20 protein-coding genes are annotated in these 26,226 nt (G+C 70.5%); 10 read left to right on the forward strand and 10 right to left on the reverse strand.

The annotated features are described in order from the left end of the window. The first annotated feature begins 397 nt into the window (after positions 1–397). The gene (locus tag N4G66_RS14185; RefSeq protein WP_261704433.1) at positions 398–745 is read left to right on the forward strand and encodes a hypothetical protein; all 348 of its coding nucleotides are present in this window, start codon (positions 398–400) and stop codon (positions 743–745) included. 120 nt (positions 746–865) lie between these two features. On the opposite strand, the gene N4G66_RS14190 is transcribed toward N4G66_RS14185, so the two are convergent. Together N4G66_RS14190 and acnA are read right to left on the reverse strand one after the other, a co-directional pair. Continuing rightward, positions 866–2,578: a sensor histidine kinase gene (locus N4G66_RS14190; RefSeq protein ID WP_261704434.1), complete on the reverse strand. Its 1,713-nt coding sequence runs from the start codon at positions 2,576–2,578 to the stop codon at positions 866–868. A 799-nt stretch (positions 2,579–3,377) separates the two neighbouring features. Next, positions 3,378–6,092: an aconitate hydratase AcnA gene (acnA, locus tag N4G66_RS14195; RefSeq protein WP_315903640.1), complete on the reverse strand. Its 2,715-nt coding sequence runs from the start codon at positions 6,090–6,092 to the stop codon at positions 3,378–3,380. Positions 6,093–6,907: 815 nt separating this feature from the next. On the opposite strand from acnA, the gene N4G66_RS14200 reads away from it, so the two are divergent. The 4 genes from N4G66_RS14200 to N4G66_RS14215 all read left to right on the forward strand — a co-directional run bounded on the left by N4G66_RS14200 (position 6,908) and on the right by N4G66_RS14215 (position 12,416). After that, positions 6,908–8,086, forward strand: coding sequence for an extracellular solute-binding protein (locus N4G66_RS14200; protein WP_261704436.1), 1,179 nt, complete (start codon positions 6,908–6,910; stop codon positions 8,084–8,086). Positions 8,087–8,142: 56 nt separating this feature from the next. Continuing rightward, a complete protein-coding gene (locus N4G66_RS14205; RefSeq protein ID WP_261704464.1) occupies positions 8,143–8,994 on the forward strand; it encodes a carbohydrate ABC transporter permease in 852 nt (283 codons plus the stop codon). Continuing rightward, complete coding sequence (locus tag N4G66_RS14210; RefSeq protein WP_261704437.1) at positions 8,991–9,926, forward strand: carbohydrate ABC transporter permease; 936 nt, start codon at positions 8,991–8,993, stop codon at positions 9,924–9,926. The genes N4G66_RS14205 and N4G66_RS14210 overlap by 4 nt, the downstream gene beginning before the upstream one ends. 135 nt (positions 9,927–10,061) lie before the next feature. Beyond that, positions 10,062–12,416, forward strand: coding sequence for a glycoside hydrolase family 3 N-terminal domain-containing protein (locus tag N4G66_RS14215; RefSeq protein WP_261704438.1), 2,355 nt, complete (start codon positions 10,062–10,064; stop codon positions 12,414–12,416). A gap of 123 nt (positions 12,417–12,539) precedes the next feature. Here the strand turns inward: N4G66_RS14215 and N4G66_RS14225 are convergent, their stop codons facing one another. The 4 genes from N4G66_RS14225 to N4G66_RS14240 all read right to left on the reverse strand — a co-directional run bounded on the left by N4G66_RS14225 (position 12,540) and on the right by N4G66_RS14240 (position 18,391). Beyond that, positions 12,540–14,726 carry an RICIN domain-containing protein gene (locus N4G66_RS14225; RefSeq protein ID WP_315903641.1) on the reverse strand — a complete coding sequence of 729 codons (2,187 nt, stop codon included), beginning with the start codon at positions 14,724–14,726 and terminating at the stop codon, positions 12,540–12,542. A gap of 262 nt (positions 14,727–14,988) precedes the next feature. After that, entirely contained in the window at positions 14,989–16,029 is a 1,041-nt protein-coding gene (locus N4G66_RS14230) for a LacI family DNA-binding transcriptional regulator (RefSeq protein ID WP_261704439.1), read from the reverse strand. Positions 16,030–16,272: 243 nt separating this feature from the next. Continuing rightward, positions 16,273–17,634: a sensor histidine kinase gene (locus tag N4G66_RS14235; protein ID WP_391858814.1), complete on the reverse strand. Its 1,362-nt coding sequence runs from the start codon at positions 17,632–17,634 to the stop codon at positions 16,273–16,275. 79 nt (positions 17,635–17,713) lie between these two features. Further along, positions 17,714–18,391 (reverse strand): response regulator transcription factor, encoded by a 678-nt coding sequence (locus tag N4G66_RS14240; RefSeq protein WP_261704441.1) that lies wholly within the window; start codon positions 18,389–18,391, stop codon positions 17,714–17,716. 136 nt (positions 18,392–18,527) lie between these two features. Here N4G66_RS14240 and N4G66_RS14245 point away from each other — a divergent pair, with 136 nt between their 5' ends. From N4G66_RS14245 to N4G66_RS14255, 3 genes are all read left to right on the forward strand, one after another. Then, on the forward strand, positions 18,528–19,136 hold the full coding sequence (locus N4G66_RS14245) for a hypothetical protein (RefSeq protein ID WP_261704442.1): 609 nt from the start codon (positions 18,528–18,530) through the stop codon (positions 19,134–19,136). A 376-nt stretch (positions 19,137–19,512) separates the two neighbouring features. Next, positions 19,513–19,707 (forward strand): DUF4236 domain-containing protein, encoded by a 195-nt coding sequence (locus N4G66_RS14250; RefSeq protein WP_261704443.1) that lies wholly within the window; start codon positions 19,513–19,515, stop codon positions 19,705–19,707. Between the two features lie 249 nt (positions 19,708–19,956). Then, a complete protein-coding gene (locus tag N4G66_RS14255) occupies positions 19,957–21,486 on the forward strand; it encodes a helix-turn-helix domain-containing protein (protein WP_261704444.1) in 1,530 nt (509 codons plus the stop codon). Between the two features lie 148 nt (positions 21,487–21,634). On the opposite strand, the gene N4G66_RS14260 is transcribed toward N4G66_RS14255, so the two are convergent. Next, entirely contained in the window at positions 21,635–22,318 is a 684-nt protein-coding gene (locus N4G66_RS14260) for a tyrosine-type recombinase/integrase (protein WP_261704445.1), read from the reverse strand. 264 nt (positions 22,319–22,582) lie between these two features. Here N4G66_RS14260 and N4G66_RS14265 point away from each other — a divergent pair, with 264 nt between their 5' ends. Continuing rightward, on the forward strand, positions 22,583–22,873 hold the full coding sequence (locus N4G66_RS14265; protein ID WP_261704446.1) for a transposase: 291 nt from the start codon (positions 22,583–22,585) through the stop codon (positions 22,871–22,873). A 29-nt stretch (positions 22,874–22,902) separates the two neighbouring features. Then, complete coding sequence (locus N4G66_RS14270; RefSeq protein WP_261704447.1) at positions 22,903–23,175, forward strand: hypothetical protein; 273 nt, start codon at positions 22,903–22,905, stop codon at positions 23,173–23,175. A gap of 99 nt (positions 23,176–23,274) precedes the next feature. Here the strand turns inward: N4G66_RS14270 and N4G66_RS14275 are convergent, their stop codons facing one another. The 3 genes from N4G66_RS14275 to N4G66_RS14285 all read right to left on the reverse strand — a co-directional run bounded on the left by N4G66_RS14275 (position 23,275) and on the right by N4G66_RS14285 (position 25,937). Further along, a complete protein-coding gene (locus N4G66_RS14275) occupies positions 23,275–23,919 on the reverse strand; it encodes a dihydrofolate reductase family protein (RefSeq protein ID WP_261704448.1) in 645 nt (214 codons plus the stop codon). Positions 23,920–24,236: 317 nt separating this feature from the next. Then, positions 24,237–24,347, reverse strand: coding sequence for a hypothetical protein (locus N4G66_RS14280; RefSeq protein WP_261704449.1), 111 nt, complete (start codon positions 24,345–24,347; stop codon positions 24,237–24,239). Between the two features lie 87 nt (positions 24,348–24,434). Beyond that, complete coding sequence (locus N4G66_RS14285) at positions 24,435–25,937, reverse strand: alpha/beta hydrolase (RefSeq protein ID WP_261704450.1); 1,503 nt, start codon at positions 25,935–25,937, stop codon at positions 24,435–24,437. Positions 25,938–26,226: the final 289 nt, after the last annotated feature.

The following is a 26,226-nucleotide window of genomic DNA, read 5'->3' on the forward strand; positions in this document are numbered from 1 at the left end:
ATCGGGAGAGCGCCCGTCGAAGTCCTGTCGAATGCGGGCTCACTAAATGGGGTCTTGTTAAGTGCATGACAATTCACTCCTTCGCGGGACCGGCTGGGCCTGGGCGAGGTGGGAGCGGTTCCGGGGACGGGTTCCGGGCCGCCCCATGGGAGCGCTCCCACCTCACTTCGGAAAGTAGCGCGCGCCGGAACCCCTGTAAACGCCTCGCGCACGGCGCGCGCACATGGGCCTCGCCCCTCACACGAGAGGGTGCGGTCCCCGACCCGAGGCCGCGTTCCCGGAACCTCACGGACGCCAGCGCCCTCTACCTGTGAAAACGGCGCGTATCAAAGGAAGTTCGGGAGGAGGCGGACCGGTGCGGGATTCCGACAGTGGTGGGGGTCGCCGGAACGGCACCGTGAGCACCGGCCGCGACGGCCTCGGCCGCGCCCTGTCGGCGGCCGCGTTCGCGAACCTGCTGATCGGAGGGGTCGGGATCATTCCCGGCCTGTGCGTGCGGTGGCTGCTGACGCGATTCCCGTCCGTCGACTGCGGCGGCCCCTTCGGCTGTCACCGGGAGACACCCGGCAACGCCCTCGGCCTGATCGCCGGCGCCGTGCTGGGCGGCGGCTTCGTCCTCGGCACGGTGCTGGTGGTGGACATCCTGATGCCCTTCCAGGAGGGCCGCCCGATGGGTCCCTGGCTCGGCATGGCCGCTCTCGTCCCGGCGCCCTTCCTGTTCGGGCAGGCGGTGGGCTGGTTCTGAGGACGCGGGCGGTGAGCCGGACGTCGTCGGTGAGCGGGGCTTCGGCGGTGAGCCGGACTACGGGGGTGAGCCGGACGTCCTCACCCCCGGGGTCTGAGGATGCGACCGGTGAGCTGCGCGTCAGCCGGTGAACTGGTTGCGGCCGGTGAACTGGTCGGCGGCCGTGAGCCGGACGTCCTCACCTCCGGGGAGGACGGCGGCTTCCCCGTCGGCGCGCGGCGCCGGTGTCGCCTTCGCCGAAGGCGGGGTCGGCGCGCTGTCTCCTGGGGCCCGTGCGGTCGGCAGGGCGCCTCCGACGACCCGGGCCCGTGGCGCGACACTCCCAGTGGACCGGCGCGCCAGTGTGTGCTCCCCTGGGGCCCGTCCGGTCGGAGGGACGGGCCGGCCGACCGGGAGCTCGACGGTGAACTCCGTACGGCCCGGGGCGCTCTCGACGTGGATACGGCCGCGGTGGGCCGCAGTGATCGCCGCGGCGACGGCGAGGCCGAGGCCCGAGCCGCCGTGTCCGGGAGAGACGCGGGAGCGGGAGGCGTCGGCGCGGGTGAAGCGTTCGAAGACGCTGGGCAGCAGGGTGGGCGGGATGCCGGGGCCGTCGTCGCGGACCCGGATCGCGCAGAACGCGCCGGTGGCCTCCACAGTGGCGACGACCGTCGTACCCGCCGGTGTATGCGCACGGGCGTTGGTCAGCAGGTTCGCCACCAGCTGGTGGAGCCGGGCCTCGTCGCCGGCCACCAGGGCCGGGGAGTCCAGGGGCAGGGCCAACCGCCAGATGTGGTCCTGCCCCGTGGCCCGTGCCTCCCACACCGCCTCGGTGACCAGCGCCGCCAGGTCCACCTCCGCCGACCCCGGCGGCCGCCCCTCGTCGAGCCGGGCGAGCAGCAGCAGGTCCTCGACCAGACCCGTCATCCGCGCCGACTCGGCGGACACCCGCCGCCAGGCCGACGCCTGTTCGATCCCGCCGGCGCCCCGGTTCATCAGCTCCGCGTATCCGGCGATGGACGCGAGCGGCGTACGGAGTTCATGGCTCGCGTCGGCGAGGAAGCGGCGCATACGTTCCTCGCCGCGGCGCACCTCCTGCCGTACCTCCTCCTCGCCGCGCAGGCGCTCCGTGAGGGAGGTCTCGACGTGGTCGATCAGGCGGTTGAGCGCGGCGCCGATCCGGCCCGCCTCGCTGCCGGGGCCGGTGTCCCCTTCCGGTACCCGGCTCAGGCCGGTCACCTCACCGTGCCCGAGCGGCGTCCGGGAGACCTCGACGGCCATGGCGGCGACCCGTTCGAGCGGGCTCAGCCGACGCCGGACGACGACCGCGCAGACGCTGCCCACGACGGTGAGACCGGCGGCCGCCACCACACCCTCGACCACGGTCAGACCTCTGATCATGTCCTGTACGTCGTCCATCGGGAGGGCGGTGAGCACGGGCCGTCCGCCGCCGTCGAGCGCGGTGACGCGGTAGGTGCCGAGCCCGGGGACCGTCCGGGTGTGCAGTGAGCCGTCCGCCTCGATGCCGGCGAGGGTGGAGCGCTGGGCGGCGCCGAGATCGCGCGGCGCGCCGGAGCGGCTCACCACCTTGGCCGCGACGACGGCCCCGCCGTCGTCGAGCCGGGCGGCGATCGTGCCGATCGGCTGCCCCCGCACGTCGAGGAACCCGAGATCCGTCCCGAGGTCCGGCCCGAGGACAGGTCCGGCGACAGATCCGGCGCCGGGCCCGACGCCCGTACCCACGCCCGTACCCCCAAGGACGCCGTCCCGGCTGCGCTCCGCGGCGTCGCCGACCCGCTGGTCCAAGTCGCCGAGCAGGTAGGCGCGTTGCGCGAGGACCGTGCTGAACGCCATGATCGCGCACACCGCGACGAGTGCCAGTCCGATGAGGACGAGAAGCCGCGTGCGCAGGGAGCGGGCCCGCGAGGAGCCGGCGCGCGGGACGCGCGGCGACAGGGTTCGCGTGCGCGTACGTATGGATGGGGTGCGGAGGAATCGCGTCGGCAGGAATCCGCCGCGCCGGGATCCGGTCCGCGGGGATCGAGTCCGTGCGAATTGCGCGGGCAGGAATCGGCTGCGCAAGGAACCGCTCCGCAGGAATCGAGTCCGCACGGACCGTGTCGGCAGGAACCGGCTGCGCAAGGAACCGGGCCGCGGGAATCGAGTCCGTGCGGATCGCGTCGGCAGGGACCTTGCGCGAAGGGACCGCGTCCGCCGGGATCGCCCGCGCTGCCGTGTCCACGGTGGCCGGCGTGCGCCGGGCAGGGGGCTCATCTCCCGCCCTCCGGCGCCCTGACGGCGTACCCGAAGGCGCGCACGGTGCGGGGCGTCCCCGGGTCGCGTTTCCGGCGCGGTCGGGCGACGGACGGCAACTCGGCGAGCACCGGCTCGTCATGGACGATCGGCACACGGACACGGACACGGCCGACAAGGACCCCACAAGCGCCAGACATGGGGCAATCCTGTCCCGGCTCGCTGGGGGAACCCTGTGTTCCACCTGAGCACCGCCGATGTCCTGAAACCGGCTTCGGGGCCGACGGCGAAGGGCCGCATCCCCGTCACCGGGGATACGGCCCTCACCTTGCCTTGGAGTTGTCCTGCAACCGCCTTGGAGCTGCTCGGCAATCGCCTGGCAACTGCCTTACCGGACCGCTTAGTTGCGGATCAGGTTGCGCAGCACGTACTGCATGATGCCGCCGTTGCGGTAGTAGTCCGCCTCGCCGGGGGTGTCGATGCGGACGACCGCGTCGAACTCGACGCCGGTGTCGGTGGTGACCTTCACCGTGCGCGGGGTGGTGCCGTTGTTGAGCTCCTCGACGCCGGTGAAGGAGAAGGTCTCCTCGCCGGTCAGTCCGAGGGACTCGGCCGTGGCGCCCTCCGGGAACTGGAGCGGCAGGACACCCATGCCGATGAGGTTCGAGCGGTGGATGCGCTCGTACGACTCGGCGATGACGGCCTTGACGCCGAGGAGCGCGGTGCCCTTGGCGGCCCAGTCGCGGGACGAGCCGGAGCCGTACTCCTTGCCGGCCAGGATGACCAGCGGGATGCCCTGCTCGATGTAGTTGCGCGAGGCGTCGTAGATGAAGGAGACGGGGGCGCCGTCCTTCGTGAAGTCGCGGGTGTAGCCGCCCTCGGTGCCCGGCGCGATCTGGTTGCGCAGGCGGATGTTGGCGAACGTACCGCGGATCATGACCTCGTGGTTGCCGCGGCGCGAGCCGTAGCTGTTGAAGTCACGACGCTCGACACCGTGCTCCGTGAGGTACTTGCCTCCGGGGGTGTCGGCCTTGATCGCACCGGCCGGGGAGATGTGGTCGGTGGTGACCGAGTCGCCGAGCTTGGCGAGGACGCGCGCACCGGCGATGTCCGAGACCGGGGTGGTCTCCATCGTCATGCCCTCGAAGTAAGGGGGCTTGCGCACGTACGTGGACTGCGGGTCCCACTCGAAGGTGTTGCCCTCGGGGATCGGCAGCGCCTGCCACTGGGCGTCGCCCGCGAAGACGTCCTGGTAGGACTTGTTGAACATGTCCTCGCCGATGGCGTTCGCCACGACGTCGTTGACCTCGGCCTCGGAGGGCCAGAGGTCGGCCAGGAAGACCGGCTTGCCCTCGGTGTCGGTGCCGAGCGCGTCGCGGGTGATGTCCACCTTCATGGAGCCCGCGATGGCGTAGGCGACCACCAGCGGCGGGGAGGCCAGGTAGTTCATCTTGACGTCGGGGTTGATACGGCCCTCGAAGTTCCGGTTGCCCGAGAGGACCGAGGTGACCGCGAGGTCGTGGTCGTTGACGGCCTTGGAGACCTCGTCCGGCAGCGGGCCGGAGTTGCCGATGCAGGTGGTGCAGCCGTAACCGACGAGGTTGAAGCCGACCTTGTCGAGGTAGGGGGTGAGCCCCGCCTTGTCGAAGTAGTCGGTGACGACCTTGGAGCCCGGGGCGAGGGTGGTCTTGACCCACGGCTTGCGGGTCAGGCCCTTCTCCACGGCCTTCTTCGCGACGAGCGCGGCGGCGACCATGACGTACGGGTTCGAGGTGTTGGTGCAGGAGGTGATGGCCGCGACCGTCACCGCACCGTGGTCGATCTCGTAGGTCGAGCCGTCGGGGGCCGTGACCGGGACCGGGTTGGACGGGACGCCGTTGGCGGCGGCCGGGGAGTCGGAGGCCGGGAAGGACTCCTTGCCCGCCTCGTCGTCGTCGGCGACGTAGTTGCGCACGTCGCTCTTGAACTGCTCGGCGGCGTTCGCGAGGACGATGCGGTCCTGCGGACGCTTCGGGCCGGCGATGGAGGGAACGACCGTGGAGAGGTCGAGCTCCAGCTTCTCGGAGAAGTCGGGCTCGGCGGCCGGGTCGAGCCAGAGGCCCTGCTCCTTGGCGTACGCCTCGACGAGCGCGAGCTGCTGCTCGGAGCGGCCGGTGAGCTTGAGGTACTTGATGGTCTCGCCGTCGATCGGGAAGATCGCGGCGGTGGAGCCGAACTCCGGCGACATGTTGCCGATGGTGGCGCGGTTGGCCAGCGACGTGGCGGCCACACCCTCGCCGTAGAACTCGACGAACTTGCCGACGACACCGTGCTTGCGCAGCATCTCGGTGATGGTCAGCACGAGGTCGGTGGCGGTCGTGCCCGGGGTGAGCTCACCGGTCAGCTTGAAGCCGACGACACGCGGGATCAGCATGGAGACCGGCTGGCCGAGCATCGCGGCCTCGGCCTCGATGCCGCCGACGCCCCAGCCGAGCACACCGAGGCCGTTGACCATGGTGGTGTGGGAGTCGGTGCCGACGAGGGTGTCGGGGTACGCCTGGCCATTGCGGACCATGACCGTACGCGCCAGGTGCTCGATGTTCACCTGGTGGACGATGCCCGTGCCCGGCGGGACGACCTTGAAGTCGTCGAACGCGGTCTGGCCCCAGCGCAGGAACTGGTAGCGCTCCTTGTTGCGGCCGTACTCCAGCTCGACGTTCTGGCCGAAGGCTTCCTTCGTGCCGAACTTGTCGGCGATGACGGAGTGGTCGATGACCAGCTCGGCCGGGGAGAGCGGGTTGACCTTGGCCGGGTCGCCGCCGAGCTCCTTGACGGCCTCACGCATGGTGGCGAGGTCGACGACACAGGGCACGCCGGTGAAGTCCTGCATGATCACGCGGGCGGGCGTGAACTGGATCTCCTGGCTCGGCTGCGCCTGGGAGTCCCAGTCACCGATGGACCGGATGTGGTCGGCGGTGATGTTCGCGCCGTCCTCGGTCCGGAGCAGGTTCTCCAGCAGCACCTTCAGGCTGTACGGAAGGCGAGCCGAGCCTTCCACCTTGTCCAGCCGGAAGATCTCGTACGACTCGTCGCCCACCTGCAGCGTGCTGCGGGCGTCGAAGCTGTTCGCCGACACGACAGTCTCCTTCATTGATGTGCGCGTTCCCACCGCATCCTGCCGCCACGACGTCATGGCCGATCCGCTAAGGTAAGGCTAAGTTAGGTAACCCTTACCGCCGGATGGACGACGCAGTGCGGCTGCGGTACGCCTCGGCAGATATCTCGATGTCGAGATAACTCTAGTACATGGGGGCGGGCAGGTCATGTCCGGGCGCCCGCATGTCCGGCCGGTGTCGCTTGTCCGATCGGAGCCACTTGCCCAATCGGCGCCACTTGTCCGACCCGGATCGCCGTCCGGTCGCGGGGCGACGACCCCGCGCCGGCCGCCCCGCCCCGCCCGGTCCGGCCGCTCCACGACAAGACCGCGGACTCCTCCGTCGCGCGCCCGGCCGCGGCCCGGCCGTCTCCGCGTCCGCAACGCCCGACGCCACCACCACAACCCGCCGGCAGGGCACGGTCGGCGCCGGGTCCGCAGACGCCTTTCCGCACATGGGCACACGCTCGCGAAAACATTTCGTAACCAGGGCTTTTCCCGTCCTTGTCCCGGCCGTGAACTCCGTGTCAGTGTCCCGGCCAGCAGGCAGGCCGTCGGCAGCGTGGCATGCGAAAGGCTTTCGCACCGGTCTCCGATCCGCCTGGCTCACCGACGGCTTGTGGAACGAAGAGAGGCACACCATGCGGGGAACACCGGTCAACGGAAATCTCAAAGGCCCGAGAATCCGACGCGTCGTCGCATCCGCGGTCGCGCTCGCGGCGGCCATGGGCCTTGCCTCGTGCGGGACTTCGGGACCGTCCGGATCGTCCGCGGACTCGTCCGCGAAGGGCCTCACGATGTGGGCGCTGAACGACCAGACGATTCTCAAGGAGTCCGTCGACGCCTACAACAAGGACCACCCCGACGAGAAGATCACCCTGCGGCTGTTCGCGAACGACGACTACAAGCAGAAGCTGCGCGTCGCCTTCGGCGCGGGCCAGGCCCCGGACATCTTCTTCAGCTGGGGCGGCGGGGCCCTGAACGACTACGTCAAGGCCGGCAAGGTCGACGCGCTGACGGCGGCCGAGGCGAACACGGACCGGTTCACCCCGAGCGTGATGCAGAGCGCCACCTTCGACAGCAAGGTCTACGGCGTGCCCGCCAACGGCCTCGCTCCGGTCGTCCTCTACTACAACAAGAAGGTGCTGGCCGACGCGGGCGTCGAGCCGCCGAAGACGTACGACGACCTGCTGGCGGCCGTGAAGAAGCTGAAGGGCAAGGGCGTCACGCCGCTCTCCCTCGCCGCGAACTCCAAGTGGCCGACGCTGATGTACCTGGAGTACCTGCTCGACCGCCAGGGCGGCCCCCAGGTGTTCTCGAAGATCGCCTCCGGTGACGCGGCGATGTGGAAGGACGCGTCGGTCACCAAGGCCAACCAGTACCTCCAGGACTTGTCGAAGGCCGGGGCCTTCGGGGACAACGCCTCCTCCGTCGGCTACGACCAGGGCGCCTCGACGGCCCTGCTCTACACGGGCAAGGCGGCCATGGAGGTCATGGGTACCTGGGAGTACGCCAACATCGCCAAGGCCGCGCCCGACTTCCTGAAGAAGGGCGATCTCGGCTACACCGCCCTGCCGTCACTGTCCGGCGGTGCCGGCGACCCGAAGAGCATCGTCGGCAACCCCTCGAACTTCCTGTCGCTGAACTCGTCGACCAAGCACAGGTCCGCGGCCCTCACATACCTCAAGGACTACGTCCTGGACGGCTCCCAGGTCGACGCCTATCTCGCCGCCGGCAGCGTGCCGCCGGTCAAGGACCTGGAGTCGAAGCTGGCGGCGGTGAAGTCGTCGTCCGACAAGGCGTGGCTGACCTTCGTCTACAACCTGGTGGAGAAGGCGCCGGGCTTCCAGCTCTCCTGGGACCAGGCACTGCCGTCCGACCAGGCGGACCCGCTGCTGACCAACACCGACAAGTCGTTCCTGCGCCAGATCTCGCCCGCCGACTTCGGTGTGAACATGAGCAAGGCGGCGTCGTGACGGTCACCGTCCCCGCGCGCCGGAGAGGAGGCCGCGCCACCGGCACCGGCCTCCTCATGGCCGCCCCCGCACTGCTTCTCTTCGGCCTGTTCGGCCTGGTCCCCCTGGTCGGGGTGGCAGCGCTCAGCCTCGCCCGCTGGGACGGTCTCGGCTCCGTCGGCTGGGCCGGCCTCGCCAACTGGAGCAGCGTCCTGACCGACGGCGCCACCTGGCAGGCACTGGGGCTCACGGTCAAGGTGATGGCGGTGAGCTGGCTGGTCCAGACACCGATCGCGCTGGCCCTCGGTGTCTTCCAGGCACCGAGGGGAAGGGTGCGGTCGCTGTTCGCCGTCCTCTTCTTCCTCCCGCTGCTGCTGTCCGCCGTGGCGGTCGGACTGACCTGGCAGGCGCTGCTCGATCCGTCCTTCGGCATCGGTGCCACGCCCGGCCTGCACTGGCTGGCGAAGCCACTGCTCGGCTCGCCGGAGCTGGCCCTCTACACGGTGGTCTTCGTGATCGCCTGGCAGTTCGTGCCGTTTCACGCCCTGCTCTACCAGGCGGGCATACGCCAGATCCCGACGGCTCTGTACGAGGCCGCCGCCCTCGACGGTGCCGGGCCCGTGGCCCGCTTCCGGCACATCACCCTGCCGCAGCTGAAGTACACGATGGTCACCTCCAGCACGCTCATGCTCGTCGGCTCGCTGACCTACTTCGACCTGATCTTCGTCCTGTCCGGTGGCACCGGCGGCCCCGGCACCGCCACCCGCGTCCTCCCCCTCGCCATGTACATCACCGGATTCCAGGCCCACGACATGGGCCGGGCCAGCGCCGTCGCCACCCTCCTGGTGGTCTTCGGCCTCGGTCTGTCGCTGCTGACCACCCGCCTGTCCGGGTTCACCCGGATGGACAGCCGGCAGGAGGGCATGTGAGTACCACCGTGACCAAGGTCCACGACCCCCGCACGGGTACCGGCCGCGACCGTGCCACCGGGCGACCGGCAGCACCCTCGCGACCCGGTCCCGCCCGCCGCCGCACAGCAGTCGCCCGGGTACGGCGCGCTCTCACCGGCGGCGCCACGCTCCTCTGGGCGGCGATCGTCGTCGTACCCGTGTACTGGCTGGTGGTGACCAGCCTGCGCAGCCGCGCCGACTTCACCGCCGACAGCCCACTGGCCCTGCCCGGCCACCCGACGCTCGACAGCTACCGGACCGTCCTGGACGGCGACTTCACGACCTATCTGCTCAACAGCGTCGTCGTCACCGCGGGGACGGTCGTCCTCACCGTCACCGTCGCCCTCATGGCGGCCTTCGCGATCGTCCGGGGCGCCGGCAGCCGCCTGTCCCGGGTGTCCTTCCGGCTGTACCTGCTGGGCCTGGCGATCCCCCTGCAGGCGGTGATCATCCCGGTGTACCTGCTGATCATCAGAATGCGGCTGTACGACAGCCTGCCGGCGATCGTCCTGCCGTCCGCGGCGTTCGCGCTGCCGATCACCGTGATGATCCTGGTGAGTTTCCTGCGCGACGTGCCCCGCTCGCTGTTCGAGGCGATGGTCGTCGACGGTGCCGGCGACTGGCGCATGCTCTTCTCACTCGCGGCACCGCTGGCCCGCCCGGCCCTGATGACCGTCGCCGTCTACGACGGCCTCCAGGTCTGGAACGGCTTCCTCTTCCCTCTCATCCTCACCCAGAGCGGCGACAAGGCCGTGCTGCCGCTGGCGCTGACCCTCTACCGGGGCCAGTTCGGCATCGACGTACCGGCCACCATGGCCGCGGTGGTGCTCTCCACCCTGCCGATGCTCGCGCTGTTCATCCTCGCCAGGCGCCAGCTCGTCGCCGGTCTCACCGCCGGCTTCTCCAAGTAACCGAGTTCGTAACCCACTTCAGCCGACAGTTCGCTCCGAGCAGCGGCCGGGCAGCACGCCCGGCCCCGTCGGCGTGCCCGCGCGCACCCCGCACGCCCCCTCGCGAGCACCCGCGCAATCCCTGAGGAGTCGTGAATGACGACCACCGTCCCGGACCACGGCGGAATCCCCCAGCGGGAGGACGACCGCCCCTGGACCGACCCCGCCCTGCCGGTCTCCGACCGGGTCGAGGCGCTGCTCGCCCGGCTCACCCTCCCGGAGAAGGTCGCGCAGCTCAGCAGCGCGTGGGAGGACGTCGAACCGGCCGGCCCGGAGGTGGCGCCGGGCACCAGCATCTTCGACCGGGTCGGCGACCTGGCCGAGACCGCCCGGCACGGCCTCGGCCAGCTCACCCGCCCGTACGGCACCCTGCCCCGGCCCGCTCTGGAGCACTCCCGGGCCCTGGCCGAGCGTCAGCGGCAGATCGTCCGGCAGAGCAGGCTCGGCATCCCGGCCATGACGCACGACGAGTGCCTGACCGGTTTCACCGCCTACGGCGCGACGATCTACCCCACCTCGCTCGGCATGGCGGCCACCTTCGACCCGGAACTGATCCGGCGGGTCGGCGAGGCCATCGGCGCCGACCTGGCCGAGGCGGGCGTCCACCAGGGGCTCGCCCCGGTCGTCGACGTGATCCGCGACTACCGCTGGGGCCGCTGCGAGGAGACCTACGGCGAGGACCCGTACCTGGTCGGAGAGATGGGAGAGGCGTACGTCACCGGTCTGCAGAGCGCCGGGGTGTACGCCACCCTCAAGCACTTCGCCGGATACGCCGCCTCCATGGGCGGCCGCAACCACGCCCCCGTCCACGCAGGCCGTCGCGAACTCCTCGACGTCATCCTGCCGCCCTTCGAACGGCTCGTCGCCGCGGGCGTCGGCTCGGTCATGAACTCGTACGCCGAGATCGACGGTGAGGCACCCGCCGCCAGCCGGTGGCTGCTGACCGACGTCCTGCGCGACGCCTGGGGTTTCGAGGGCACCGTCGTCTCCGACTACTGGTCCCTGCCCTTCCTGGTCGACGCCCACCGGGTGGCCGCCGACCTGTCCGACGCCGGGGCGCTCGCCCTGCGCGCCGGCATGGACGTCGAACTGCCCGACCAGCGCGGCTTCGGCGACGCCCTCGTGCACGCCGTCGAGCAGGGCGCGGTCGACGAGGACCTGGTCGACCGCGCCGTACGCCGGGTGCTGCGGCAGAAGACCGAACTCGGGCTCCTGGACGGCGACTGGGACCCGCGGCCCCCCGCCCTGCGCACGGGCGAACTCGAGCTGGACAAGGAGGAGAACCGGGAGCTCGCCCGCGCGGTGGCGCGGGCCGGCGCCGTCCTGCTGTCCAACGACGGGACCCTGCCCCTTCCGGCCGGCGGCCGGATCGCGCTGATCGGCCCGTGCGCCGACGACGTACGTACCATGTTCGGCTGCTACAGCTTCCCCAACCACGTCCTCGCCGAGCGCGACGACCTCGGCAACGGGGTCGAGGCTGTCTCCCTGCGTACCGCGCTGGCCGAGGAACTTCCGTGCGTGGAGTGGGAGTTCGTCCAGGGCTGCCCGATCCGGGACAAGGACGGCTCCGGCATCCCGGCCGCCGTGGCGGCCTCGGCCGTCGCCGACCTCACCGTGCTGGCCGTCGGCGACAAGGCGGGCATGTTCGGCATCGGCACCTCGGGGGAGGGCTGCGATGTCGAGGACCTGCGGCTGCCGGGCGTCCAGGAGGAGCTGGTCGAGGCGGTCCTGGCGACCGGGAAGCCCGTGGTGCTGATCGTCAGCAGCGGCCGGCCCTACGCCGTGGGCCGGTTCACGTCCGCCGCCGCGGCCATGGTGCAGGTCTTCCTGCCGGGCGAGGAGGGCGGCCGGGCGGTGGCCCAACTCCTTTCCGGCGGAGCTAACTTCAGCGGCAAGCTGCCCGTGCAGATCCCCGCCTCGCCGGGCGGTCAGCCGTACACCTACCTGCACCCGCCGCTCGCCGACCGGCAGAGCTTCCTGTCCAACCTCGACCCGACCCCCGCGTTCCCCTTCGGCCACGGGCTGTCCTACACCGACTTCGAGGTCGACCTGCTGGCCGTCGACCGCGAACAGGTGCCCACGGACGGGGAGTTCACGGTCCGCGCGCGGGTGCGCAACACGGGGGCGGTCGCGGGCGCCGAGACCGTCCAGTTGTACGCCGTCGACCCGGTCGCCCAGGTGACGCGGCCCGTGCGCGCCCTGCTCGGCTTCGCCAAGGTGGCTCTCGCCCCCGGCGAGCGGGCCACGGTCCGCTTCCACGTCCACACCGACCGCCTGGCCTTCACCGGCCTGGCCGGCCGCCGCATCGTCGAACCCGGCGAGATCGTGCTCCAGGCGGGCTCCTCCAGCCTGGACACTCCGGTGCGTCAGGTCGTGCGGCTGGTCGGCGAGGAGCGGGACGCGACGGTCCTGCGGCAGCACGCCGTGCCGGTCACCGTCGAACGGGAGTGAGCCGCGGGAACGCGTGAACGAGGGCGGAGCCACCGGTCGATCCGGTCCGGTGGCTCCGCCCTTTCGTCGAACCGGTGCGGTCAAGGCTCGCGGGGAATCAAGGTGTTGCTTCCCCGTAAGGCCCTAGCCTCGGCTCCACTGCTGGGTGGCGTTGCCCAGTGGGGTCCACAGCTCGACCTTCGAGCCGTTGGCCGTGCCCCAGCCGGTCACGTCGATGGCCAGGCCGTCGGAGCGGTTGCCGATGGTGCCGTCCACGCGGAACGACCACTTCTGACCGGACTTTCCGTTGCAGGCCCAGAGGATGAGCTTGGTGCCCGCGGTGGTGCCGTCGCCGTCGGCGGCCAGGCAGTTGCCCAGGACGCGCAGTTCGCCGGCCGCGGTCCGGGTGATGGTCTGGTCGGCGTTGCCCGAGCAGTCGTAGATCTGCACCTGGACGCCCGTCCGGCCGTTCGGGACGTCGAGGCAGCGTCCGGAGTACGTCCCCTTCAGGGTGAAGGCCGAGTCCGTGGGGAGGGGGTCCTGGACCAGCTGCCAGTCCTGTGAACCGTCGGTGGCCGACGCCGCCACGGTGACGGAGCCGCCCGTCGTCGAACCGGTCATGTACAGGCTGGTGTTGAGGACCGAGCGGAGCTTGTAGTACCCGCTGGTCGAAGAGACGAGGGTCCACTGTTTGTCGGTCGCCCCGTCGTCGACCCACTGGGCCAGCTTCTGCCCGGCCGTCGCGGTGCCGGTCCAGACGGCGACCGAGCGGCCCCCGGCCTTGTTGAGCAGGGTCACGTTGCCGCCCTTGGCGCCCAGGTGCCAGCGCTGGGTGTCGGCCGTGGAGCCGGCGCTCAGGACGAGGTCGGGGGTGTTCCCGGTGAGGCTCGCGTCCTGCGTCCTGCCGGACGCGGTGGCGAGGACCTGGCCGGTCAGCCGGTTGACGAGGCTGTAGTAGGCGCCGTCGGACCGCCCGAGGTCGACCTCGGCGTACTTCACCGGCCCGACGCTGCCACCGCTCCAGGACGCCTGGAGGATCAGGACGCGCCCTGTGCCGTCGACGTACTGGAGATGGCGGCTGTATCCGGCGGCGATCGGCGTCCTGTACTCCTTCCACGTGCCCGTGCTCAGCCCGGACTCGTTCACCCAGACGTCGCCGCTGCCCGCGGCGTTGTAGACGATCCGTCCGTCCGGCATCGGGAGGAGAACCGGGCTGCCGCCGGTGGCCGGCGTGCTCCCGCCCGAGGGCACGGGCAGCGAGGTGACCGGCGAGTCCGTGGCCGAGAAGAACTTCGTCGGGTCGTCCGAGATCCGGTAGCGGACGTTCGTCCCGCCTCCCCAGTACTCGTACGTCAGAAGCCACTTGCCGTCGGTCGTCGGGGCGATGGTCGTCATGCCCGGGCGGCCGCCGCCGATCTCCGTCCTGCCGCTGCCCATGCTCACCGTGGCGCCCGGGACGTCGACTACGGGGCCGCTCCAGGACGTGGCAGTGCTGCCGTTCCAGGTGCGGTGGAGGAGCACCTGGCCGCCGGAGTCCGTCGCCGTGTCGTTGGCCGGGTCGAGGATCGGGGCGCCGGTGCCGCTGTCGTAGCCGGTGTAGTCGTCCTCGTCGGAGTAATAGGCGATGAGCGTGCCGTTGTGGGCGAGCAGGTGCGGCTCCCAGACGGGGTCGACCTGGGCGTGGGTGTTGGCCGTCGAGACGCGGCCGACGCTGCCCGCGCTGCCGCCCTGCCAGCCCCCGGCCGCGATGATGTTCTCGAAGCTCCAGGTCGCGCCGTCGTCCGTGCTGGCGTACAGGGCGAGTGCCACGTCCTTGCGGTCGCCGTCACTGGTCGGCGTCCAGCCGGAGTCGGCGGCCTTCCGCTCCTGGTAGTAGGAGTCGTCGCCGGAGACGATGCTCGCGAGCAGCAGCGTGCCGGCGCTCAGGTTTCCGACGTTCTGCGGGAGCACGTAGAGATACGGGTTGGTCCAGTTGCTCGTGTACTTCGCGTACGCGCTGTCCCCGGACAGGTATGCCGGGGCCTTGACGTCGGTCAGCTTCGCCCACGTCGTGCCCTCGTCGTCGCTCTTGTAGACGGGCAGCGTCTGGCCCACCGGAGCGGTCTGGTCGTTCTCGAACGTGGCCACGATCCGGCCGTCCGGCAGCTGGGCCGACTTCGGGTAGAGCACGCACGGGCTCTTGTTGCACGCGGCGGTGTTGCCCGCCGTATACAAGGTGGCGGGACTCGGCTGATACGCCGACGCGTTCGTCGCGGAGGCGATGGCGAAGGCCACGCCTGTGCCGAAGGCCGTAGCGGTGGCGAAAACCTTTCGCGCCCAGGATCTTTTCAACGGCGTTCCTTTCACCGGGGGGACACCGCGCCCCCCGGTCCATGGGGTTCCACGGGTTGCATGGGGTTCCGTGGGGTCGCACGGAACCCCGTGCGGTTGCACTGATTTCCGTGCGGTTGCGCGGAAATCCGGCGGGTTCCATGGGGAGGGGAAAGGGGGTGCGGGGCAGGAAGCCAGTATTCGCAGGCGACATCGCGCTGTCACCGGCACGTTGCGAAAGGGTTTCGCGGAGTTGCGGGTTACGGGGTATTGACCTCGCGGGCTACGGGATATTCACGCGGCTGCGCGGGGCTGTCGAGGTCCGTACGACGAGTTCCGTGGCCAGTTCGATGCGCGGCGCCGCGGGCGGCCGGCCCTCGGCGAGATCCATGAGCACCCGGGTCGCCTCGCGGCCCAACTCCTCGAAGGGCTGGCGCACCGCGCTCAACGGCGGGCAGGCCATGGCCGCCACGAGCGTGTCGTCGAAGGACATGACCGACAGGTCGTCCGGTACCGAGAGCCCCTGCTGCCGGGCGGCCTCCAGCACGCCGAGCGCCTGCGCGTCGCTGGCCGCGAAGACGGCCGTGGGCGGGTCTACGGCCCGCAGGATCTGCAGGCTCGCGGCGAGGGCCTCGGTGTAGTCGAAGTCGGTCGAGCGGACGATCGCCGGGTCGTAGGCGACCTGGGCCTCCTCCAGCGCGGCCCGGTAACCGTGCACACGCGCCGCCCCTGCCAGGGAGTGGGAGCGGCCCGCGACCATGCCGATCCGGGTGTGCCCCAGCGCCAGCAGGTGCTGGACGGCGTCCCGGGCTCCGCTCCAGTTCGTCACCCCGATGCTGGGAATGTCCTCCGAAGGCGCGCTGAGTGGGTCGATCAGCACCACCGGCAGCCGCTGCTCGACGATCCGCCGCTGGTCCTCCTCGGCCAGCATGGAGATCACGAACACGATGCCCGCCGCGCCGAGTGCCACGCACTCCTCCAGCCACCCGGAGATCGACCGCCGGCTCGTCGTCCCGGTGACCACGTCGATGCCGAACTCACCGGCCGCGTCCACGATGCCACGGGCGACCTCCAGGGTGTACGGCCCGGACAGGTCACGGAAGACGACGACGATCTGCCGGGGCGCCGCGGAATCCCGCTCCCACGGGCGGACGTACCCGTACCGCGTCAGCAGTTCCTCGACCCGGTCCCGGGTCGCCGTGCCCACGTCCCGGCGCCGGTGCACCACCTTGGACACGGTGCTGAGCGAGACCCCCGCCTCGGCGGCGATGCTCGTGAGCAGGCCGTGCTGTGCTTCCTGCCGGCCCTTGATTCGACCTGTCACCCGATGTCCGTTCCGTACGCCGAACGCTGACGCGCCGGACCGCACCGCGTACCTGGCCAGAAACTCCGCCGCAACGTAACGGGCCCGGGGACGGGGAGGCAAGACAGGAGGGCACTGTCCGGCGAGGATCGGCGCCCTGCCGCACTCCCTGCGCGGCTGAACTCGGCTGCCCTGTCCACCCCGTCGGACAGGGCAGAGCGGAACCGGGAAGGACAGGGCCCAAGGGAGGGACGAGGCTCGGCGCTACGACGCTTCGGGGGGCCGGGGTGAGAACGGGAGACGGGTGACGACGCGGGCGCCGTGCGGGTGGGGCTCGGCGGTGAGGGTGCCGCGGTGGTGGCCCGCGATGTCACGGGCGATGGCCAGGCCGAGGCCGGCACCGCCGAGGTCGCGGCTGCGGGCATCGTCCAGTCGCGTGAAGCGCTCGAAGACACGGTCGCGGTCGGCCTCCGGAATGCCGGGGCCGTCGTCGCGCACCTCCAGCACGGCCGTCTGCGTGGCCTGATCGGCGCGCAGGGTCAGTTCGATGCGCTGGTCGGCATGGCGTTGGGCGTTGTCGAGCAGGTTGGTGAGGAGTCTGGTGAGCCGGCTGCGGTTGCCCTCGACGGTGACGCCGGCTTCCAGCCCGGCGTCGATCCGGATCCGGTCGCCGTGGCGTGCGGCGAGGGTCGTACGGCACAGGTCGGCCAGGTCCAGCGGACCGTTCTCGACGGGCTCGGCCGCGTCCAGCCGGGCCAGGAACAGCAGGTCGGCCGCGAGGTCCTGGAGCCGAATGGTGTCCTCCAGGACCTCGCTGACCAGGTCCGGCCACAGCTCCGGGTCCGGATGGGCGAGGGCGACCTCCAGCTGGGTCCGCAGGACGGTGATGGGGCTGCGCAGTTCGTGCGAGGCGTCCGCGATGAACCGGCGCTGGCGGACGACCGCGTCCTCCAGGCGGTCGAGGGTGACGTTCATGGTCCGGGCGAGACGGGCGACCTCGTCCTGGGCGTCCGGGACCGGCACCCGGCGGTGCAGCGCGTGCCCGGTGATCTCGGCGACCTCGGCCCGGATGGCTTCCACCGGACGCAGCGCCCGGCCGGTCACCCACCAGGTGACCAGGGCGACGGTGGCCAGCAGCAGCGGGGCGCCGATGCCCAGCGCGACGGAGGTGATCTCGTCCGCCTGGTCCGCGTCTCGCAGTGAGGTGCCCGCGTACACGGTGACCGTGCTGCCGGGGGTGATGGCGGTGACGGCGACGATCCGCTGGCGGTGTTCGTCGCGGAACGGCTCGCCGGACCAGGTGGCGCGCAACGGGCCCTCGTCCGGGCGGATATGGCCGATGGCCGGACGGCCGGTGAGGTTCTGACTGGCGGCCACCACGCGGCCGTCGGCGTCCACGACCTGGATGAAGTCGGCGCCCGGGGCGACGGGCAGCAGGTCCGGGAGCCTGCCCTGGGCGGCCAGCCGCCCCACCTTGTCCGCCTGCTGGGTGGCGGCCTCCTTGGCGCTGCGCTGGAGGTTGGCGTGCAGGGTGCCCAGGAGCGCGAAGGAGGCAGCGGTCAGCGCGAGGGCGACGACCGCGGTCGCCCCGAGCGTCGCCCGGGCTCGCACCGATCCCGGCCACAGGCGCCGCGCGAGCCTCACCACGTCGGGGCCCAGGCGCCGGGTCGAGGCCAGGATCGCGTCGGGGCGGGGGAAGGATCGCCTAGCCACCGTTGGCCGCCAGCCGGTATCCGGCGCCTCGGACGGTCTCCAGGGCGGATCGGCCGAACGGGGCGTCGATCTTGCGGCGGACGGCGCTGACGTGGACCTCGACGAGATTGAGGTCCGCCTCGAAGGCGGAGTCCCAGACATGTTGGAGGATCTCGCGCTTCGTCACCACCTCGCCCGCGCGCCGCGCGAGGTACTCCAGGATGGCGAACTCCCGCGTGGTGAGCCGTATCTCGTTGCCTTCGCGGCTGCACGTGCGGCGGGCCGGGTCGATCACCAGGTCGCCGAGCTCCAGGGTGGGAGGGAGCCGACGGCCGGTGCGACGGTGGAGTGCGCGGAGCCGGGCGACCAGGACGACGTAGGAGAACGGCTTGGACAGGAAGTCGTCGGCACCGGTGTCCAGCGCCTCGGCCTCGTCGTACTCGCCGTCCTTGGCGGTGAGCATCAGGATCGGCGTCTCGCTCCCGACCGCGCGCAGCCTGGCGCAGACCCGGTAGCCGTTGAGGCCGGGCAGCATGATGTCGAGCACGATCACGTCATAGCTCTGTTCCAGGGCGAGCCACAGCCCCTGGTTCCCGTCGTGGGCGACATCGACGGTGAATCCCTCGGCCGTGAGGCCTCGCTGCAGGGCGGCGGCGAGCCGCCTCTCGTCCTCGACCACCAGTACGCGCACGGAGTACAGCCTCGCATGCCGCCCGTGCGGTGGCTGAAGACGCCTTCAGCTGCCTTCAGCCTGGCTTCAGCAACGGTGTTACAAGCTGACCGCAGGAGCCGGCACCGGGCCGGCCGAGGCGATCAGGAGCCCCAGCATGTCCCAGCCCGTCCCGCCGGAGCAGTCCGAGTCCACGCCGGAGCAGTCCGAGTCCACGCCGGCCAAGTCGTCCGGGAAGCGCCTCCCGCGCCTGCCGCAGCTGGGGCGGAGCCGCTGGCTCGCACTCGGCGTCGGGGTCGTCCTGGTGGGCGGAGCCGTGGCCGGCGCCGCCGTGGTCGCCGGCCATGAGCACGGCGAAAAGGGCGACCGCATGCACATCCAGGCAGCGCCCGGCTGGAAGGGCGGCGCCGGTGGCGAGCGTCGCGTTCTCGGAGAGGACCGCGGCGAGAGCGGCTTCAGGAACGACGAGTCCAGGATGCGTCAGAACACCGAGAGCCGTCAGGACGGCGAGAACGGCCAAAGCGGTCTCGCGCCCGCGCCCGTGCCGACCGTGTCGGCTGCCAAGGCGATCGAGGCGGCCGCCAAGGCGGTCCCCGGTGGCAAGCCGGACGCGCTGCGCGTGGTGGTGCAGCAGGGCGGTGGAAGCGGCTGGGAGGTCGAGGTGCTGGGCACCGACGGCGTCCGACACCTGGTGACCCTCGACGGTGCGACCGGCGCGGTGACCGGCAACACCGTCGCGTCCGCCGCCCCGGTCGCCGGACGCTGAGGATCGCTCTCCTGAGGAGCGCGGCTCTCCTGAAGAGCTGACGCGACCACGGCGCTCCAGAGAAAAACCCCAGGTCAGCAGCCTGGGGTTTGTTCGTTTCCACGGCGGGCGCCGCACAGGAGAAACGGCGGCCGGCGCGGCGGCCGCCAGCGGCCGGGCCAGAAGGCGCCCGACGCCGGTCGGGCACCCGCCGGTGACGGTCACTCATCCCGAGGGCGGGCCCCAGGGGGGAATCCGACGCCACCCCGGCGAGCCGACTCTCCCCCTCAGGGCGAAAGTTGGCACCCCGAAGCCGAGGACAGGCACATCGGGGCCGTTTCGGGGTACCCGGTGTCCGCCGGGAACGCCCCGGCACGACCGACGCAAGGGGGCACTCATGCCGCTCACGTTCCGCAAGAGCTTCCGCATCCTTCCCGGGCTGCGGCTCAACATCAACCGCAAGTCGTGGTCCATCACCTCGGGCGGAAAGAACGGGCCGAAGCGCACGCACAGCAGCACCGGACGCAGGACGACGTCGATGGACCTGCCGGGACCGTTCGGGTGGCGCAAGACGACCCGTAAGACAAAGTGACCGAATTGGTCCAATAGCGTCCAAACGGCGACACAGAACCCCAGTATCGACGAACCGTCACGGAAGCGCCTCTTCACGGCACTCCCCGGCGGCGAGTGGACCCGCGGCGCCGCCCGGCACGCCGCGAGCGGCGCCGCCGCGCCAGCGCCGGGGGCCCGAACTCCCCCTCGAACAACGTCCACTGGACCCAGCCACCCGGAAGGTGGCGCTCCATTTCTCTTTATCTCACATCCGATATACGGTCGCGCCATGGCAGACGACTACCTCGTACGTATCGGCAAGCTCATCCGTGACGCCCGGCAACACCGGGGCTGGACACAGTCGCAGCTTGCCGAGGCGCTCGGCACCAGTCAGAGCGCCGTCAATCGCATCGAGCGCGGCAATCAAAACATCAGCCTTGAGATGATCGCCCGAATCGGTGAGGCGCTGGACAGCGAGATCGTCTCGCTCGGCTATGCGGGTCCGATGCATCTGCGCGTGGTCGGCGGGCGTCGTCTGTCCGGCTCGATCGACGTCAAGACCAGCAAGAACGCCTGCGTCGCGCTGCTGTGCGCGACGCTCCTGAACAAGGGGCGCACCGTACTGCGCCGGGTGGCCCGGATCGAAGAGGTGTACCGCCTGCTGGAGGTGCTCGGTTCGATCGGTGTCCGCACCCGGTGGATCAACGGCGGGGTCGACCTGGAGATCGTGCCGCCGAGCGAGCTGGACATGGAGGCCATCGACGCCGAGGCCGCCATCCGTACGCGGTCCATCATCATGTTCCTCGGCCCGCTGCTGCACCGCCTGGACGCCTTCAAGCTGCCGTACGCGGGCGGTTGCGACCTGGGCACCCGGACCATCGAGCCGCACATGATCGCGCTGCGCCGGTTCGGCCTCGACATCGCCGCGACCGAGGGGCTCTACCACGCCCGGGTCGACCGGTCCGTCACGCCCGGCCGGCCGATCGTGCTGACCGAGCGCGGGGACACGGTCACCGAGAACGCGCTGCTCGCCGCCGCCCGCCACGACGGCGTCACGGTCATCCGCAACGCGTCCTCCAACTACATGGTCCAGGACCTGTGCTTCTTCCTGGAGGCCCTGGGCGTACGGGTGGAGGGCATCGGCACCACGACGCTCACCGTGCACGGCGTGCCGAACATCGACGTCGACGTGGACTACTCGCCCTCCGAGGACCCGGTCGAGGCGATGAGTCTGCTCGCCGCCGCCGTGGTCACCGAGTCCGAGCTGACGGTGTGCCGGGTGCCGATCGAGTTCCTGGAGATCGAGCTCGCGGTCCTGGAGGAGATGGGCCTCGACCACGACCGTACGCCGGAGTACTTCGCGGACAACGGCCGCACGCGGCTGATCGACCTGACCGTACGGCCCTCCAAGCTGGAGGCGCCCATCGACAAGATCCACCCGATGCCGTTCCCCGGCCTGAACATCGACAACGTCCCGTTCTTCGCGGCCATCGCGGCCTCCGCGCAGGGCAAGACTCTGATCCACGACTGGGTCTACGACAACCGGGCGATCTACCTGACGGACCTCAACCGCCTCGGCGGCCGGCTCCAGCTGCTCGACCCGCACCGGGTTCTCGTCGAGGGCCCGACCCGCTGGCGTGCCGCCGAGATGATGTGCCCGCCCGCGCTGCGGCCCGCCGTGGTGGTCCTGCTCGCGATGATGGCGGCCGACGGCACCTCGGTGCTGCGGAACGTGTACGTCATCAACCGCGGCTACGAGGACCTCGCCGAGCGCCTGAACTCGATCGGCGCGCAGATCGAGATCTTCCGGGACATCTGATGTGACGGTGCCGCCGCACCCCGCCTGACCAGCCGGAACGCTGGTCCCGAGGGGATGCGGCGGCGCCTGTGGGACTTCTCTGGGACTTTGAGGCCGTGACGGCTGCTCCGGCCGCCCGGATCCACGCCCACGCCACGGCACTACGGCTCTACGAGAAGACCGCGTCGATGGCGGCGCTGCCGCGCGCACCCGCGCGGGGCAGGAAGTGCGCGTACTTCCGGAGCGTGAACCCCGGGTCCGAGTGGCCGAGCCACCGGGCGAGGGACACGACGGACTCGCCGGCCTCCAGCTGCTCGGAGGCGTAGAAGTGACGCAGGGCGTGGAAGCCGTGCTCCCGGGAGGGCTCCCAGACGCGTGATCCGTCCGGAGCCTTCTCCTCCAGAGGCGCGATGACGCCGGCCTCGGCGAGAGCGGGCTTCCAGACGTAGGAGTTGAAGTAGTTCCGGTTGACCGCCTTCCGCTCGCGTCCGGTCACCAGGAGGTCGTACGTCCTCGGCCGGCGGTGCTTGGCCTCCACGGGTGTCTGCGGAGGGCTCGGGTCGTCCCACGGCATGGTGACCGGCACGGGCGCGAAGAGATCGAGGTGCCGCCATATCGCCTTGGCGACACTCGGGGGCAACGGCACGTCACGGACCTTGCGCCCCTTGGGCAGCGCGAAGCACAGCTTCGTCCGCACCATCTTGACCTGCCGCCGCACCTGGACGGCCTGCTGGTCGAAGTCGATGTCCTCCCTGGCCAGGCCGAGTGCCTCTCCTTGCCGGAGCCCGAGTCCCGCACCGATCTCGACGAGGAGCCGGTACCGCTCCGGCAGGGCCGCGCGTACCCCGAGCACTCGCTCGGACGACGGCTCGTTGGTCGGGACAGCAGCGGCCGTCTTGGCGTTCCCGGTCGCGGGTGGGGTGTGGAATGTCGATGCGGCCGAGGCCGTGGCCGAAGGTGCCTGAGCTGACCGCGCAGGTGGCGCGGGCGGTGGCGGCACGGGGCCCGTATCCGTTGGCGATGCGGGTCCGTGACGAACTGGGCGAGTTGTTTGCGGACGCCGAGTTCGCCGAGGCGTTCGGATCCAGAGGGCGGCCGGGCTGGCCAGCTGGCACTGGTGACGGTGTTGCAGTTCTCCGAGAACCTCACCGACCGGGCGGCAGCGCATCGGGGGCGATACGGCATGGACCTGAAGTACGCGCTCGGCCTGGAGCTGGATGATCCCGGGTTCGACGCCTCGGTGCTGTCCGAGTTCCGCACGCGACCGGTAAAGCACGGGGTGGAGGAGAAGGTGCTCGACCTGCTGCTGACCGCTCTCAAGGACCGGGGCCTGGTGAAGGCCGGAGGCAAAGTGAATCCTGCGACGCTACCGATGACCAGGACTCGGCTCCCGGCGGCCAGACGCTGATCCCTGGAGCCGACGGACCGCCGCCGCGCTTGATCACCGGCATCGCGACCACCGACGCCACAGTGACCGACGCGGAAATGGCCGAACCGGTCCATCACATGCTCGCCGCCCGCGATCTCCTGCCCGCCGAGCACTTCCTCGACTCCGGTTACGCCTCCGCCGAATTGATCGTGGGCATGAAGAAGAACCTCGGGGTCACCCCGGTCCTGATGAACAGCTCACCCCAGGCACGTGCCGGCGTCGGCTTCGACCGCACCCGCGTCAGCCACCTAGCCCGCCTCGACCTCTCCCTCGCCGCGTGAGAATCCGTCTTTGAATCCTTGATCAGGGCGAATCAGCTGAACGGCTGGTCCTCGTTGAGTGCCGGCCAGCCTTTTCAGCCGCCCGAGTGGGCCCTGACGTCACCTTCGCCAGAACAGGTGGTGCGTCACGCCGCTCGGGCTGGGCACGACCTCCAGGTGGAACCGGTCGAGCAGCTCATCAGGGGACTCCCACAGCCGTAGTCCGGACCCGAGCTTTACCGGCGAGACCGCCACATGCATGGTGTCGACGAGGTCAGCATCAAGGAACTGCCGGATGGTGGTAACCCCGCCACCGAGTCGGACATCCTTGCCCTGCGCCGCTTCCCGCGCCCGTTCGAGGACCGAGACCGAGCCGCCGTCGACGAAGTGGAACGTGGTGTCGGAGAGCGTGAACGACGGACGTTCGTGGTGGGTCATGACGAACACCGGAGTGCGGAACGGGGGCTCCTCCCCCCACCATCCGCGCCACTCATGGCCCTGCCAGGGACCGCGCTGGGGCCCGAACTTGTTGCGGCCCATGATCTCGGCACCGATGTTGCGTGCGAAGTCTCGCGTGAAGTAGTCGTCGAGGCCCCGGCTCCCGCCGGGATCCGTGCGCATGGGCCAGCTCGCTGTGGCTCCGGCCCAGGCGAACAGCCTCTCGGGACGGTCGTAGCCGAACGGCCGCTCGAGACTCTGGTGCTCACCGGCACCGATACCGTCACTTGAGACGTTGAAGTTCATGACTCTCAGCAGTTGATCCACGTGTTTCCTCGTCAGGTCCTGTCGCGTCATCGTGTGGCGAGGCGCCGCACATCATGACGTCGAACAGGATGTGGCCGGATCGACAGCGGCCCGCAACTTTTTTTCCAAGGCACGTCAGGAAGCAGCCCCGCTGACCGTGAGGCCGTGACGGACGCGGACGGCTCGGCGGTTCAAAGACGGGTTCTGACCGAATAAGCCAGCAGGATCGTCATCAGCCGCAAACGGCGGTGATCAGTCCTTTGACCTGGAGGGTCGGGGCAGTTCTGCCGTGTTGGTCGACTCGGCGAGCGCGAGACGGCCGCCCTTCGGTTCGGGCACTAGTTGTAGATGGTGTTGCGGGAGACTCCGAGGAGCTTCGCGATCGAGGTGACGGTGTTCGCCGGGCGGGTGAGCAGGTCGGAGGCGTGACGTACCTGTTCGTCGGTCATGGCCGGCGGGCGGCCGAGCCGGGTGCCTCGAGCGCTGGCGGCATGGGGTGGTGTCGTTCCCGAACCGGTCTCGGCCAGCGTGTTGTCCTACTGCGCGGCGTCGGCCAACCCGCCCCCACCGGTATCCACACTGCCGCGCGGCTTGGGTGCGGCGAAGGGAGGCGCGTCCTGGCGGCACATTGTTCCGGTCGGCGGGAGGGTGCCGTCGATGAGGTAGCGGCTTGCATAAGCGTTGACGCAGCTGCTGGGGTTGAGCAGTGCCGTGTGCCCAACTGCATCGTGGGTCAGCAGGCGGGCATTGGCCAGCTCCTTCGCCATAGCCTGCGCGGCCGACAGGGGAGTGGAGGGGTCGTAGGTGTTCCCGACCACCAGGATGGGGTTCGCCGTCGGCTTGTTCCATGGTCCGCGGTAGCGGTCCTCGGCGACCGCCGGCCAGGAGGCACAGCCTGCGGAGGCCCAAATCCAGTAGCGCCCGGTGTCCCCCGCACGGGCGGCTGCGGCCTCTGCCAGGGTGTGGTACAGACCGGGGTCCCGCGGGTTGGGGCTGTCGCCGCAGAAGACCGCAGTGCTCTGTTCCTCGCCCAGGTACGGATTCGGGTTGGGGACCGGTGGCGGGGGCGGGAGGGGGGACGGCTCCGGGACACGGCCCTGCCACAGGTCCTGCAGCCTGCCGGCGAGTTCCGTCCCCCCGAGCTGGATGTCGTAGAGGCTGTTCACCATGCCAGCCACCGTGCCGGCGTAGGTCCACGGGCCCACGGGCTCCTTTCGGAGCCGCTGCAGCAGTTGGTCGTACTTGTCCTGGGTCGCCTTCGGGCTGCCGGCGGAGAACGCGCAGCGGGCGGTCGTCGTGGATCCGCACAACGTGAGGAACCGGTTCACGGTTTCCGCGGCGCTGCGGCCGGAGCCCAAGCGCTGGAACGACGTGGTCCGGGGGGCCTCGTCGGAGGCGTTGTTCGTCCAGGCCTGCGGGTCCCAGTTGGCGTCGAAGATCATGGCGCGGACCCTGCCGGGGAAGAGGTTCGCGTAGGTGGCGCCCAGGTACGTGCCATAAGAGATCCCGTAGTAGGTGAGCTGCTGGTCACCCACCGCCTTGCGAAGCTGGTCGAGGTCGCGAGCGTTCTCGGCGGTCGACACATGGCGCAGGAGCCCGGGGGCACGCTGCTCACAGCGCCGGCCCAGTTCCTCGTACGCGGCGGTGAAGGCCGCCCGCTCCTTCTCTCCCACCGGGAAGCCTGCCGCTTTGCTTGCATGCCAGTCTGCTGCTTCCTCTGGACTCGCGAAGCAGTTCACCGCGGTGCTGTTGCCGATGCCGCGGGGGTCCCAGCTGACGATGTCGAACCGCTCCCGCACCTCGCGCGGGAAGGACTCGTAGTTCTGTGGCATCTGGACCGTTCCGGGGCCGCCGGGGCCACCGGGGTTGAAGAACAAGGTGCCGATGCGCTGTCCGGGGCCGGTGGCCTTCCGTTTGACGACGGCGAGTTCGATGGTGCGGCCACTTGGGTCGTCGTAGTCGAGCGGGACCTTCGCGGTCGCGCAGTCGAACGGACTGCCCTGGACGCAGGGTTTCCAGTCCAGCTGCGGGGCGGTCACGGAAGGGGACGGCGCGCCACCGGCCGGAGCGCCAGCCGATCCGGTAAATGCCGTCGAGCAGATCACCACCGCGGCGAGGGCCGCGGCATGATGCCGACGGCCCGCTATCGGTACAGATATGTGCATGTCTTGTCCTTCCCGGTTGAGAGCCCGACGCCACTCGTGCGCTGGACGTCGGCACGCATCCGGTCAACAACACCCCGGTCCGGCAAGGCGCGCGAGCGAACCGGGGCCGAATGGCGGAGCTACGGCCCACATCGTCTTAGGCCGGTATTGCGCCGCGAAGTAC

The organism is Streptomyces rhizosphaerihabitans, from assembly GCF_025399795.1.
Taxonomy (GTDB): Bacteria; Actinomycetota; Actinomycetes; order Streptomycetales; family Streptomycetaceae; genus Streptomyces; species Streptomyces rhizosphaerihabitans.

Excerpts from the sequence above, each read along its gene's own strand:
- N4G66_RS14200 (WP_261704436.1), top strand. The coding sequence starts at position 6,908 with ATGTGGGCGCTGAACGACCAGACGATTCTCAAGGAGTCCGTCGACGCC.
- N4G66_RS14255 (WP_261704444.1), top strand. The coding sequence starts at position 19,957 with ATGGCAGACGACTACCTCGTACGTATCGGCAAGCTCATCCGTGACGCC.
- N4G66_RS14250 (WP_261704443.1), top strand. The coding sequence starts at position 19,513 with ATGCCGCTCACGTTCCGCAAGAGCTTCCGCATCCTTCCCGGGCTGCGG.
- N4G66_RS14190 (WP_261704434.1), bottom strand. The coding sequence starts at position 2,578 with ATGGCGTTCAGCACGGTCCTCGCGCAACGCGCCTACCTGCTCGGCGAC.
- N4G66_RS14205 (WP_261704464.1), top strand. The coding sequence starts at position 8,143 with ATGGCCGCCCCCGCACTGCTTCTCTTCGGCCTGTTCGGCCTGGTCCCC.
- N4G66_RS14245 (WP_261704442.1), top strand. The coding sequence starts at position 18,528 with ATGTCCCAGCCCGTCCCGCCGGAGCAGTCCGAGTCCACGCCGGAGCAG.
- N4G66_RS14215 (WP_261704438.1), top strand. The coding sequence starts at position 10,062 with ATGACGACCACCGTCCCGGACCACGGCGGAATCCCCCAGCGGGAGGAC.
- N4G66_RS14280 (WP_261704449.1), bottom strand. The coding sequence starts at position 24,347 with ATGACCGACGAACAGGTACGTCACGCCTCCGACCTGCTCACCCGCCCG.